The 12,384-nt window shown below is 65.7% G+C and carries 13 protein-coding genes and 1 pseudogene; 4 read left to right on the top strand and 10 right to left on the bottom strand.

What is annotated here, in order from left to right:
• Nucleotides 1-251 precede the first annotated feature (251 nt).
• Complete coding sequence (locus tag FOF52_RS06485; protein ID WP_248592929.1) at nucleotides 252-518, top strand: hypothetical protein; 267 nt, start codon at nucleotides 252-254, stop codon at nucleotides 516-518.
• On the opposite strand, the gene FOF52_RS06480 is transcribed toward FOF52_RS06485, so the two are convergent.
• From FOF52_RS06480 to FOF52_RS06450, 7 genes and pseudogenes are all read right to left on the bottom strand, one after another.
• Nucleotides 487-759 (bottom strand): hypothetical protein, encoded by a 273-nt coding sequence (locus FOF52_RS06480; protein WP_248592928.1) that lies wholly within the window; start codon nucleotides 757-759, stop codon nucleotides 487-489. The two genes, FOF52_RS06485 and FOF52_RS06480, sit on opposite strands and share 32 nt — an antisense overlap.
• Before the next feature lie 333 nt (nucleotides 760-1,092).
• Nucleotides 1,093-1,422, bottom strand: coding sequence for an Imm51 family immunity protein (locus FOF52_RS06475; protein WP_248592927.1), 330 nt, complete (start codon nucleotides 1,420-1,422; stop codon nucleotides 1,093-1,095).
• A gap of 212 nt (nucleotides 1,423-1,634) precedes the next feature.
• Entirely contained in the window at nucleotides 1,635-1,931 is a 297-nt protein-coding gene (locus FOF52_RS06470) for a hypothetical protein (RefSeq protein WP_248592926.1), read from the bottom strand.
• A gap of 101 nt (nucleotides 1,932-2,032) precedes the next feature.
• Nucleotides 2,033-2,842, bottom strand: a complete 810-nt coding sequence (locus FOF52_RS06465; RefSeq protein WP_248592925.1) for a hypothetical protein — start codon at nucleotides 2,840-2,842, stop codon at nucleotides 2,033-2,035.
• A 157-nt stretch (nucleotides 2,843-2,999) separates the two neighbouring features.
• Nucleotides 3,000-3,467, bottom strand: a complete 468-nt coding sequence (locus tag FOF52_RS06460; protein ID WP_248592924.1) for a hypothetical protein — start codon at nucleotides 3,465-3,467, stop codon at nucleotides 3,000-3,002.
• Nucleotides 3,468-3,632, bottom strand: coding sequence for a hypothetical protein (locus tag FOF52_RS06455; RefSeq protein WP_248593989.1), 165 nt, complete (start codon nucleotides 3,630-3,632; stop codon nucleotides 3,468-3,470).
• 582 nt (nucleotides 3,633-4,214) lie between these two features.
• Nucleotides 4,215-4,511: pseudogene (locus tag FOF52_RS06450) on the bottom strand (hypothetical protein); the annotation flags it as partial.
• A gap of 679 nt (nucleotides 4,512-5,190) precedes the next feature.
• Between FOF52_RS06450 and FOF52_RS06445 the strand changes: the two are divergent.
• Nucleotides 5,191-5,385: a hypothetical protein gene (locus FOF52_RS06445; protein WP_248592923.1), complete on the top strand. Its 195-nt coding sequence runs from the start codon at nucleotides 5,191-5,193 to the stop codon at nucleotides 5,383-5,385.
• Between the two features lie 101 nt (nucleotides 5,386-5,486).
• Entirely contained in the window at nucleotides 5,487-5,816 is a 330-nt protein-coding gene (locus FOF52_RS06440; RefSeq protein ID WP_248592922.1) for a hypothetical protein, read from the top strand.
• Nucleotides 5,817-6,215: 399 nt separating this feature from the next.
• Here the strand turns inward: FOF52_RS06440 and FOF52_RS06435 are convergent, their stop codons facing one another.
• Complete coding sequence (locus FOF52_RS06435; RefSeq protein ID WP_248592921.1) at nucleotides 6,216-6,488, bottom strand: contact-dependent growth inhibition system immunity protein; 273 nt, start codon at nucleotides 6,486-6,488, stop codon at nucleotides 6,216-6,218.
• Between the two features lie 801 nt (nucleotides 6,489-7,289).
• Between FOF52_RS06435 and FOF52_RS06430 the strand changes: the two genes are divergently transcribed.
• Entirely contained in the window at nucleotides 7,290-8,942 is a 1,653-nt protein-coding gene (locus tag FOF52_RS06430) for an ElyC/SanA/YdcF family protein (protein WP_248592920.1), read from the top strand.
• A 578-nt stretch (nucleotides 8,943-9,520) separates the two neighbouring features.
• Here FOF52_RS06430 and cmr1 read toward each other — a convergent pair.
• Nucleotides 9,521-10,792, bottom strand: coding sequence for a type III-B CRISPR module RAMP protein Cmr1 (gene cmr1, locus FOF52_RS06425; RefSeq protein WP_248592919.1), 1,272 nt, complete (start codon nucleotides 10,790-10,792; stop codon nucleotides 9,521-9,523).
• A 9-nt stretch (nucleotides 10,793-10,801) separates the two neighbouring features.
• Nucleotides 10,802-12,370: a hypothetical protein gene (locus tag FOF52_RS06420; protein ID WP_248592918.1), complete on the bottom strand. Its 1,569-nt coding sequence runs from the start codon at nucleotides 12,368-12,370 to the stop codon at nucleotides 10,802-10,804.
• Nucleotides 12,371-12,384 lie beyond the last annotated feature (14 nt).

The following is a 12,384-nucleotide window of genomic DNA, read 5'->3' as shown; positions in this document are numbered from 1 at the left end:
AGGGTTTGCCGACCTGCTGCAGTGCCCACTCGGCCGCGGCCCGACCAGCCCGGCTGCCCGGCCTCCAGCAACGGTGACGGGCTGGAGGGTGGTGTAGGTGTCGATCCAGCCCAGGACGTTGGCCACGTGGGCGTCGCTGTGGTTGTAGCGGAACAGTGCCTCGGAGAGTTGGCTGTGGTCGGTGAAGTCGACCTTCTCGCCGCCGCTGACGAGGACTGGTGGCAGGGGTGGGGCCGGTCGAGGAAGAGACCGTGGTTGAGGGCCAGGTGCGGCTGGACCGCGAAGGTGTCGAGGGCCTCGTTGAAGGGCTGGGCGGCCTGTTCGGGGCTGGTGGACGCGGACTCGCCGTGGGTGACGGTGATGGCGGTGAGCGCGGGGGCGGTGTTGCGGATCTGGCCCAGCAGTCTGTTCTCACCGAGGAGCAGGTCGGCGGGGTGGGCCAGCACGGTCACGGCCAGGGCGGCGATGAGGACGCTGACGGCGAGTTCACCCGCGCCCCGGAAGATGCGGCCGCGTAGCATCTGCACCCCGCACCAGGCCGAGCCGAAGAGCAGGAACACCGTGGACGGGGAAGGCACGGACGGCCTCCCGCAACACCACGACCACCAACTGCGGGCGCTCCTTGGTGCCGCGGACTAGGCCGCGCAGTGCGTGGGCGGTGATCACGGCCCGGCTCGGCATCAACTGGACCACGATCCGCGCGGCCAGGTCGCGCTCCTCGCCGTGCTGCACCGCGCGCTCCAGCAGCGCCGACAGCATCAGGTCGGTGCGGTGGTCGATCGGCCACCTGGAGGCGGCCTCGATCGCCTACAGCGAACCCAGCCCGGCCAACCGCTCATCGGTGTCGGCCCCCACACCGCCGCTCCCACTCGCGGTTGAGCTGCCCGATGACCGTCGTGGTGCTCCACTGCTTCGTTCATGAAAACCTCAGGAGGAAGGAATGAACGCCCCTGGGCATCACCGCTTGCCCGAACGAGGCAAGCTGCCGAAAGCCACGGGACCGCAGCGACTCCAGCAGAGCGCTGAGCCCATGGTTGGAGGAGTTGGGCGACTGGTTCGTGACGAGACCGGTCTGCGTCTGGAGGACTCTGGTCAGTCGTCGAACTCGAATCCGGCAGCTTTGGCGGACAAGACGAGTTTTCGCATCCGGTCCCCGTCCCGGGCGACGGCGCTCATCAGGGCGCCGAGCTCTTGGAGCGCTGTTCGGTCGTTGCCGTAGGCGCAGAACATGCCGGCCTCCGGATCATAGGAGAAGCGTCCTTCGAGGGTGCTGGCCTCTGTGCTCACGAGGAAGCGCGCGACGCCTGCCCAGAAGTAGCCGTTGGGGTCGTGGCCGAGCTGCTCGACGAGTTCGTCCACTTGGGTTGTCCCTGCGTCCAGCAGCAGCGAGAATGCCCCGGGGCTGGTCTCGATCAGTTTCAACGGAGTCATGGGCAGAGCATGGCACCCGGGTATGACAGAGCATCGGCCTCGGCGTCAGCAAGCACGACACACATGCGGGCCCCGTTCTCTGCCCGCAGCCGCTGGGCCCAAGCCGTGACGTCCTGGTCGATGTCGACCATGGTGACCTGGCCGGAATCACCGACGAGTTCAGCGAGAGGGCTGCGTTGCAGCCGCCCGAACCGGCCTCGCGGTCAACACAGCTGAAACCACGGGCGGTCGCGGTGGGGGTGTCCGGAGAGGTCTGCCAGCAGCCATGTCCGGCTGTCTGCGGGCAGCAGTGCCAGCGGTCGGCGTTCCGCGGTGCCGGTCACCACGACCTGCTCCGCGGTGCCGGTGAGCAGCCGGGTGAGGAGTTCCCGCATCCGGTTGGGATCGGTCAGCGGCAGCGAGCGCACCGCGTCCTGGAGGCCGTGGGAGGGCGGTACCACGTGGGCCAGGGCGGTGAGGAGGCGGTCGTGGACGGTCGCAGCGGTGGAAAGAGAAGGCATGGTCGCCCTTTCGAGGACAAGGGGGCCGCGGGCCGGTTCCGGGGCATGGCGGCGGGGCCCGGTGGCCGCGGTGCGGTCGGGCTGTGCGGGAGGCCGGGGAGTCAGCTGGTGGCCAGGACGGTGGTCATCGCGGCGTGGTCGCTGAGCCGCAGGTCACGGGGGGCGTGGTCGTAGGTGCAGGAGCGGATGCGCCCGGGGGCGGTGGTGAAGGTGTGGTCGAAGCGGTAGCCGTCGCCGGAGCGCCCGTACCAGGAGTGGTCGAGCAGGTCGGGGTGCAGGTGCCGGAACGCGTCGGTGAAGCGGTGGGCGGCGAAGGCGCGGTAGAAGTCGTACTCCCAGGCCCCGAAGACCCTGTGGTGGGGGCGGTGGCCGGGCTCCACCACGTTGAGGTCCCCGGCGGCCACGGCGATCTCGGCGTCTTGTCCGGCCAGGGCGGGCAGGAGGGCGGCGATGGATTCCTGGACCAGGCGTTTGTCGACGTTGCGCCGTTCGCGCGGACCGCGCGAGGGCACGTACAGGCCCATGACCACCAGCCGGATTCCGTCCACGGCCAGCTGTGCGGTCACCGCCCGGTGCGGCAGGTGGGCCAGCCGCAGTTCCGGCACCGGCGAGAGTGTTCCGGTGCGGGAGGCGAGGAGGACCCGGTAGTCCCCGCCGCTGTCGGGGGCCAGGACGTCGTAGCCGTGCTCGGTGAGCGCCTGGGCCAGCACGGTGTGCGTGCCGGAGACCTCGCTGGCCACCACGATGTCGGCGCGACCGTGTGCGGCGAGCCAGTCGGCCTGGGCACGGGACCGCTCGGGCGAGGCGTGCTGGGCGTTGAAGACCACCAGCCCCGCTTCGCCGGTGCCGCGCCGCCGCGCGGGTCCGGCCGTGTCCAGCAGGCTCATCTGGGCCGGGAAGATCTCGCTCATGTCGCTTCCACTCGGTCGGTTCGTCGCAGAACACTTCGCCGTCGACGCCGAGTCTCCGTTGACCAGAGGAAAACGCATCGACCCACAGCGGCACCGGACAGACCAAAAGTCGTGGTGGACGGCTTTAAGACCTGTTTTCACGGTCAGGAGAACTCGGTCAGGTCCGGGCCCCTGCCGTTCTCGTCTGGTTCGAGAGTCTGGATGCCGTACCGTTTGGGGTGCCGAAGAGGGTGTGCTCTCCCGGGCAGGACTCCACGCCGAGGACATCCTCCAGTTCCCTGAGCGCGGCCTCCAGGCGGGGCGCGTTGGCGCGGTACATCTCGGGGTGGGGGTTGCCAAAGAAGTCGTAGTAGACCCACACATCATGGTGCACGCTCAGTCTTACCCGGGCCGCGATCGGGTTGGTGTACACCTCCAGCTCCACCAGGTGTGATTCGCGGCGGCGCCGGCCTTCCGCGTCGATCCAGATGCCAGGGCCCAGCAATTCGATCCAGTCGACTGCGGCGTCGGGGCAGCCCACAGGACGAGAAGACAGGATGCGTTCGACGGTCTCAGGCGAGTCCAGGGGATGGTCACTCAGAGAGAAGGAGGTGACGATACCGGTTCCCCCCTTTCCGGGGATCACTCATGGGCATCTGATTCCGTATGGTTGGAGGAGGTCGTGTCTGGCGAGCACGTCCATGGTGTGCCTGGCCAGGCGCAGGCCGGTGGCCAGGCCGGGGTCGGGCATGTCGTCAAGGTCGAAGCTCCACGAGCCGTTCTCCTTGGGAGAACTGATCAGAAAAGCCATGAAACCCTTCTTGTCCTGGCGGTGCTGAGCACAGCCTCGCACCGGTTGCCCTGACTCTCTACTGAACGGCAGAAAGTCTTCGGTAAGCGGGGCTTCCACCAAGAAGGACCAGCAACAGAAGCTGCCCCCGCCACCTGTTTGTGGACCGCGCCTGCCTGCCGTTGGCACATCCACGCCCTGACCCTGATAGTCCGCACCGTCCCCAACCACCAGGTCAGGATGGCGCTGCCAGGAATCGCCGTCCAAGTCTTCACGCGCTTGCCTGCTCGCCCGGCCGGGGTCCTGCGGAGCAGGGGACTGGTCAGACAGCGAAGACACGTCTGTGCGGTGGGGCGGCACCCTCCTCACCGGTGACCACCAGACGACCCGGGGGCATCCTCCTGCCAGGAATCCAGCCGGACGCATGCGGATGATCCCCTCGTCCTGCCCTGCGACGACTCCTATCCGCCAGGCCGGGGGACAGCGGATGCAGAAAGGCCGATGGTGTCCACCCCTGCTACGGGGCCTGTCTCCCAGCACCCCTTTTCGGGGAGCGCGGTGCAGGGGCAGGCAGCGGGTCAGGCCCCGGATCCGCATGGGTACCATCAGGAGCCCGTCCTCGACCAGCTGCTCCGCCCAGGCCGGGGGCAGGTCCCAGGCTCCCGCGGTCACGAGGATCCGGTCGAAGGGCGCCCGGGCCGCGAACCCGTGGGTGCCGACACCGAGCAGAGTGCCACGCCCCGCTCCTCGTCGCGTTTGGTCACCACTGCCTGGTGCGGGTCGTAGGCCTCGGCCAGCGGCAGGCCGGGCAGGCCCCGCCGCGCGGGCAACGGCACACAGGGCCTGGTCGACGTTGTGCGGCAGCGGCGGCACGCCGAACCGGACACGCTCGGCCGTCATGGCATCGACCATGGCCATACACGCCTGTCCGGGAGTGAGCAAGAGGAGCTGAAGACACAGATTCTCTTCCCAACATCAGCCGTATAGGTCCGGCATGTTGCTCGTTTGACCCTGACAGAGACCGCACGGCCAACACGGGCGTTCGAAACAATCAAGCTGTTTCAGTACGTCATGGAAGGGCGTCTATCCCGGGCCCAGCGGCGCTCTGGTGCACATCAGCGACGGAGTGGTCGCCGTGGACACCGCCACGGGTGGGGAGCGCGAGCCGACGTCACTCCGGACGGCACGACCGCATTTCTCTCCCACTCTCTGGAGGACGGAGACGACCGGGTGCTTCGGGCACAGTCGTCCTCTGCGTAGAAACCGGGCAGATCCTCGAAGAAAACGAACTCGACGCTGCGGGCCGATCGGATTTTCTGGTCTCTGAAGTACGCACCGGCCGTGAAGGAGAGCTCTGAGATGCCTCGGCGTACGACCTGGTTGGCAACACGAGGGCATGGCGTCGGCAGGGCGATCCGGAATGCGTTGTGGATCATACGGCCGTGTTCGGTGACCTGCTCCCGCAGGCGAGCGTGTACGCAGAAGCACTCCGCGAAGACGACCCGATGGAGCGGGCGGAGTCCCTGGACGAAGTGGAGGCACGGGTTATCGCCCTGGACGCCGCCACGGGAGAGGAGCGGTGGCGCCGCGTCTGGACGACGAGGGGCTTTCTTCCCGACCTCCTCATGCCACGAACGGCCGCACACTCCCCGAGGCGGTGGACGGCGGCCCCTACGTTCTGGTCACGTACGGCGGCAGCAACTTGGCAGGCCTGGTGGAACAGGTGAGCAACCTTGAGACTGGTGAACCTGTTGCCGGGATGTGGAGCAGTTGAGAAGCGCGTCGAGCATCGGGGAGTCACCCCGGGCCGGACTCGCCCGTGTTGGGTGCGGAGAAAGGCAGGGAAGTCGAACGGCGGATCCCGACCGGGGAGAGGTGCTGGAGACGGCCAGGAAAACGGAGACCGTTGCCGACCACGGTCCGGAGTCGGCTCTGCTGTCCGGTGCCGTGGTCTGGTGCCCGCGGAACGCAGCGACAGAGGCCGGTGGCTCGACGTTCACATCATCCTGTGGGGCGGAGCAAACAGAACGGGTGATCGATCTCGAAGAAGCCCTGGAGATGGTGATCCCACCGTATTCCGGCGACGTGATGAGGCGCTTTCGGGTCCTGTTGGCCTCCGGGGCGGTGATCGCGTACGCGCAGGAGGATAACGTGAGCGGGGTCCCGGACGGAGCAGACAACACCAGAATCGTGGGAATCCCGTAGAAGGATTCTCACGCGATGGAACAGGGGATTTTCCTGCGACGGGCCAAAACGGCGGCGAAACCGAGGAAAGCCGGGAGGTCAACGACCGGGCAGCCTTGCCGTGGGCAAGACCATCGCAGCGCGTATGGCGGCCGACTCCGGCCACGTGTGACAGTGACGGCAGACCTGGCCGAAGTCAGCGCTTTGGGCCGCGGCGAAGCGCCCGTCATCCCCACAGCAGACGCCCCCTGGCCAACTGCCGCAGCACCTGCACCGGCTGACCGACTCGGATCCGACTCCCCGGTTCAGGCAGTTGCCCTGCCCAAGAAGCGACCTCTGACTCCTCCTCGGGAGTTGCCCTTGTTACGCTTTCCCCTCGGCGCTAATCACCAGGCATGCCCCAATGATTTCCTGGACCACTCAGGTCCACGTCTCCCCTTCGTTGCAATCAGGCTCATACTCGCTTTTCCAGGACCTCTCGAAGAGATCCCCCGGTTCGCCTTCAGAAAACCCCTCGCTCAGAAGTGTCTCCGCATCCCTTTGGATCTCTGAATGAATAGAAGCAAGTTCTCTCCTGCTCCTCGGAATTTCCAGAATATTTTCACCGTCAATATTCCAATCCTGTTGGAGGTAGGCTTCAACGAAATATCTTAGGCTCTGGAACCTCTCCGGAGAGATCCTTTCGGTGGTCACCCGAATTCTCCTCCTTGGACGGGTGGACGAAACTCGAATTCTCTTGCACCTGAAGCTGGTGGGGAGAGGGGGCGTGACTTCCCTACAGATCCGTGCCCGTTGGCGGACGGCATCACGGTCCCGTGTCGGTCGACGGACCGTCTGATCGAACACGGCCCAGCGCACTATCGCCTTGGACACTGCCGCTCACCGCCGTTGCTCCTCTCAGTCGCGTCACAACCGCATATGTCCGGGGCAGCAGTGCCAGAGCCTCTTGCGCTCTGAAGGTCGGCGGCCGCGGTTTCACCGCCACGGTTGGAGGTGGTGTGGACCCATCGGCGCAGAACTGTGGTGATCCGTCCAGTGACCGTGCCCTCCTAACGGGAGGAATACCGGTACACGGTCTGGTGGAGGCAGGAAGTCCACCTGAAAGCGTTGCCAGGCGTAGGCAGCGCACATCACGTACAGACCCTGTTGGCCGCGCCACGGTGGGGATCGGGTGCCCGGGTTGGTCGGTGGAAGCAGGGGCTCGAACAGAACCCACCGGTCATCAGTCAGGGCTGAAGGATATGTCGGACGTCGTGGTATGGCGGCCATGGTCGTGAAGACACCCCCACGAGCGGGGGTGTCTTTCGTGCAGAGCGTCGTCCCCCTGCGCACAGATGGCCGGTTTCGACCATTGGTGCGACAGTTCTCCGTGCGTTTTCCGATGTGATGTGGACTGATGCGCTTTTCGGATTCTTCGGTGTTGTCTGGAGAGCTGCCGTTTTTCTCTACAGTGGTGCCGCTCGGTGGACTACCTAGAGGCGCGGAGGCTGTCGGGTGAGCGGCGACGGAGTGATCAACCCCGACAAGATGCTGATTCCCAACGCGGCCCCGGACGCGATCGAGGCCGCGGGTAAGGCCCTCAAAGACGACGCCACCGACATCGCCCAGGCCGGCCACGACATCAAAACGGCCCGGTCTGGCCTGGAAGGCAACTACGTCGCCCCCGAGTCCGAGGAACTGCTGGCCGCGGCCGATCCGGTCGCCGACGACGGCGACGAGATGGAAGACAAGATCACCACGATTGGTCAGGCGCTCATCGACTTCGTTGAGGAAATCCGCCCCCTACTGGCCAAGTGGAAAAGTCTCAAAGCCGACGCTGAGACCATGGCCGCCGAGATCAGGGAAATCGGCGAGGAGTGCAACAAGGACGAGGCCAAGGTCGAAGAGCACAACCAGCTCAACAACGACCTGGCTGCGGTCGACACCGAATACCGGGCGGCCGAACGTGACTGCGCCAACGCCATCACCGCCCTGGTCGAGGGCGGTACCCGTTTCATCGCCGCCGAGCTGGACGGCTCCACCGTCGCAGGCGACAACGAGGTGATCTACGGTCTGGCCAAGGCCCCCGTGGACATGATCACCGACTGGGCCACCCCCAGGAGTACGACGCACCCTGGTGGGTCGACGTGGGCGTGGCCGTCTACGACTACGCGCTGGGCAGTGTGCAGGCCTTCGCGGGCATGTTCGGTTTCTACCACGACGAACGCGGCTGGGGCGCGGAATCCTGGGGCGAATGGGTGGACAACGCCACCGACTACTGGAGTGAAACCCTGGCCACTCCCGCCTATCTGCTGGGCCTGTACGACGGTGAGAACATCGTGGGCTCCTGGAGTTGAATGGGCCGACAACATGGCCACTGTCGGGGGCGAGGTCATCCATTCGGTTTTCCCCTGGACCGAATGGCACAACTGCCCCGGCTATGTGATCACCACCGCCCTCAACCTGGGCAGCATCGCGCTGGACGTGGCCGCGGTCGTCGGCGGCGCGGCGCTGAGCGCCACCGGCTACGGCGCGGTACTGGGCGTGCCCCTAGCGGCCTGGCACGGCGCCAGCCTGCTCAACCGGCTCGGCAAGTTCGGCAGCCTACTCCCCGACGCCCCCTCCTCCAGGACAGACGTGAACCCGTCCCTCGGTGAGGGACTTGACCTGCCCAACGGCCGTTTCAACCTGCCCGACGGCCGCAGCCCCGCCGACATCACCACCGACCGGGGCGAGGCCGTGCACTACCGGGAGCACGTCCTGGACCTGGGTGTGTCCGACGAGGCCGTCCTGGTGGAGCCTCGGGCGGCCAACACCGGGCAGAACATCACTTTCTCCCGGCAGGTACTGGCCGAGGCGGGCCTGGCCCCGGCCACGGTGATGCTGGTGACCATGCCCTACATGCAGCGACGCGCCTACGCCACCACCCGCAGGCTCTGGCCCGAGGTGGAGGCGGTGTGCGCCTCCGAACCGGTGGGCTTCCGCGACTACCTCGCGGGCATCGGCGACGACCGGCTCGTCATCGACACCATGGTCGGCGACCTGCAACGGGTCATCGAGTACCCCGACCGCGGCTTCGCCGTCGAACAGCACGTGCCCGACGACGTCCACGCCGCCTACCAGGCACTCGTCGACGCCGGATTCACCAGCCGCCTCATCGGAGCCTGACCCGGCGCAAAGACCAGGAAGCCCCAGAGCCCGCGCCCGCCCCCCCCAAAGCGGGGGAGAACGGTGTCCACAACTTTCGGGCATGACTGATCAGCGTGCCTGATCCCTCGTTGTTTCTGGTCCTCCCGTGCCGCAGGGCGCCCAGACCTGGTGAACTCTTATCTTCCAACGGAATCTGCACGCCCGAGGCTTCTTGATGACGGACCGCATCCGTTAGGGCGATCGGTCACGACTGTGTCACCCGCGGGGCCTTGGGCGTTAGAGCGTCTGTGGCTCCTCACCGCTGCGGTAGCGGCATGACGAGAACACGGACCGGCCACTGCCGGGCTCTGTTGACGACGGTGGGTTGCAGGCGGATCCCGTCAGGCTCGGATACGCACGTCCGCGAGCTGCTCACCCCACTGCCGGCTCGTCCTCGAACGGGATCCACGCCCCAACCCCGGATCTTTTCCGCCCCCGGGCCAGTCACCCTCCACCCGGGTGGCTACCTCACAGTCGCGTTCAGTCGCGCACCACATCAGGTGTTTGTAGGAGGAAGCCCGAGGAGCGCAGTAGTCACCACACCGTGGGATTTTCTTTCACTTCCTCCTCTGTGGTCTCATCTGGCCTTTCTGTTGAGGAAGATGGTAGGGGGCCGGAGTGCTCCTCATCCGCTGGACCCAATCACTGGTGCGGGTCACGATGTCGTCATCGGTGACGGCAACACTCCGTATGTTGCCTCCGTTGGTTCTGCGAAGCTGCACCTCGGTCGTCTCCGGTAGGAAAGCACTGTGGAAAGCGAAGGAGAACAGCTTCCACTCTCCGTCCTCACCAACAGGACGCAGCCACAGCGGTGAGGCTCGACGTTCGCCTACGGTTACTCTGTCCTTGGAGTAGACCACGGGAAGGCCGAGTGCCCCCAGGGGGAAGTGGTCGGAATTCCCTCGGATAACGGCTTCTCGTTCGGGCGTTTTGATCTTGGGCCAGTAGTTGGTGCTGGACGCACTGTTGTCGCTCGTCGCACGTGACAGCCGGTACTGCCATCCAACATGGGCCAGCAGTTGCTCCCAGGAGGGAGCGGAGTAGGCGCTGAGTCCTGCACAGGTACGAGTTCCACTGAACACTGGATAGGTGGGCGTCTCGTCAACCTGCCAGGGGCGTGCTGTACCGGTGTCGTCCAACCGGGTGAGCAAGGTGTCGATGTGGCGCAGGCAGTCAGCCAAGGGACCGATGGGTTGTAGCCGCTGGAGCTGGTCGAGTTCCCGGTAGTGGTCGAGGCCGGGGGTGGCGAGCCGGCCCGGATCTTCCCAGGGCGCAGGAAGGTCGTGACCGTTGGGGGAGACGCCGATGATACGCAGTCCGCCGAAGCCGCGCCGAGTGCGCGCGCCCACTCCACCGTAAGCACAGACCATCCACAGGGAGGCCAGAGTCAGGGCGTCAACAGGTTCGTCCTTCGACAGCGCGATCTTGAGTTTGAAGTATCGGTTGTGGTTGTCAGGGCGTACATAGGGCCGGAGGATGTAGTAGTCACCTCCGGTGATAGTTCCGAGGCCCTGGCCCAGCAGATAGCCGATCGCGGACTCCGCGTCCGGAATGTCGGGAACAGGCTGAGCTTTAAGAATGTTGGGAACGGACTGGACCCGGGGCAGCCCGGCTAGCCGTAGCCGCACCGGACAGGGTTTTTCGGTGCTGCCGAAAACCATGTCTTCGAGGCGGCGCAGAGTCCGAACGTCAGGGCCGACTTTACTCCCAGCCAATGCACGAAACCAGTAGCGCATGACCCCGCGCAGGGAACTGACACGTAGAGGTTCGTGATCATTCCCGTTGAACAGCGGGGTGGTGACACGCAGACGCAGGGTGATCCAGGACATGAGTGCTCCTTACTGCTTGTCGCGCCAGTGCGTGTGCGCCAGGGGCGCGGTGATGGGGCGCTCGTCCCACAGGATCTGAGAGAAAACACCGATGGCCAGACACCATGCGGCGGCCGTGACCAGAACCACGACGGGAGCGCTGCCAGACGTGGTCCACAGGCTGGCGATGTTGGTGTCGGAGGTCTGCTCACCGAAAACTGGCGCGATGATCGTCAGACCGAGAAGACTGACCAGGAATGCGTGCAGTGCACCGACGGCAGCCACCGTGGCCGCGCGACTGAGCGCCTGTGCGGGGCCGACTCCGTGGTTGCGCGCCTCGATGACCAGATAGCCGTAGGACACTCCGAGTAGCAGGAGCGGCGCCAGCGAAGTGACGTCGGTGATCGACCAGTTGAACTGGATGCGCTGCCACCAGTCGGGAAAGGCAACCAGGGGAACGAGCCCAAGCGTAGCGGCGGCCGGCAGCCTCAGCAGCCACAGAGCTGTCCACACCCGTCCAAAACGCACGGCTCCCAAGCCGATGAGGGCGTAGCAGGCCGCAGCCAGTACTGCCGCAGTCGTATACGAGTGGCAGAACAGAGCCATGCCCGCAGCGGCGAGCCCGAAACCACAGACCAGGGCGGATACGAGGAGAGGAAAAGCGAACACGACCTTGGTGGGATCGATGAGGGAAATGGTCTCCAAGAACCTGAACCGGGGAAGCAGGTGGTTGTGGAGGACTTCCCAGACCATGTCCTCGTCCTCACCATCGGGTGGAGCGATCTTGTCCAGGGAGTAGGAGGACAAGATGAGTGGACCGGTGGAGTAACCGCGGGCAGTACAGATTTCCCGGAGTTCGCCTTCGAGCTGGTGTAACTCGGCTTGGGCCAACAGCGGGTGGGACTGGTAGGTGTTGAGATAGGCATACCAGTCGCGGCGGGCGGTACGGACCCTGTCCACCAGCAACAAGTAGGTGTCTGCTCCGAAGACATGTTGCGTGGGACTGTCAGTGGCCCCGAAGACACTGCTGCGGCTGGGAATCCACGGGCTGTCAAGGACTGCGCGGTAGCGCATCGGCTCGGCGAGGGCGAGAAAGCGGTTGCGTGCGGCAAGAGGACGCAGCCGAGCCAGTTCGCCATAGCGGTCAGCACCCGAGTCGACATGGCGCCACACCGCTTCGACCGTTACACAGGTACGCATCCAGTGGACACGGACCTCTTCGCTGTCTGCGGCCCGGGAGGTGTGACCAGTACCGGTGTCGAGGGATTGGTCCAGGAGTTCGTGGGGGTACAGAAGAAGGGTGCGGAGTTGGCGTCGCACTCTCTCACCGGGGGTGGCGAAATAGGCGCTGAAATGGTTGATCGCCTCTTCGAGCAGGTCGTTCCCGGGCAGAGGGACCGATCGGGGACCGGAACCGGCAGGAACCAACGCCCACAGACGCTCCAGGTGAGGGCGGAGGTCTTTCCAGATCGGACCAGTGCCTTGCAGGGCGAGCGTGCTCAACTGTTGTGCGCTGGGAAGCACACCGCCGCGTAGCCGCGCGTAGAGGGGACGGAGCGCGGCCGGAAGTGATGTCGACCGCTCGGTGTCGTCGGTCACGACCAGTCTCCTTG

It is taken from the genome of Thermobifida alba, assembly GCF_023208015.1.
Taxonomy (GTDB): domain Bacteria; phylum Actinomycetota; class Actinomycetes; order Streptosporangiales; family Streptosporangiaceae; genus Thermobifida; species Thermobifida alba.
Note: the sequence above shows the minus strand (reverse complement) of the source record. Positions and strands in the feature narration are given on the sequence as shown.

Coding starts and splice junctions, on each gene's coding strand:
- FOF52_RS06455 (WP_248593989.1), bottom strand. CDS start 3,632: ATGGCTTTTCTGATCAGTTCTCCCAAGGAGAACGGCTCGTGGAGCTTC.
- cmr1 (WP_248592919.1), bottom strand. CDS start 10,792: ATGTCCTGGATCACCCTGCGTCTGCGTGTCACCACCCCGCTGTTCAAC.
- FOF52_RS06480 (WP_248592928.1), bottom strand. CDS start 759: ATGCTGTCGGCGCTGCTGGAGCGCGCGGTGCAGCACGGCGAGGAGCGC.
- FOF52_RS06470 (WP_248592926.1), bottom strand. CDS start 1,931: ATGCCTTCTCTTTCCACCGCTGCGACCGTCCACGACCGCCTCCTCACC.
- FOF52_RS06465 (WP_248592925.1), bottom strand. CDS start 2,842: ATGAGCGAGATCTTCCCGGCCCAGATGAGCCTGCTGGACACGGCCGGA.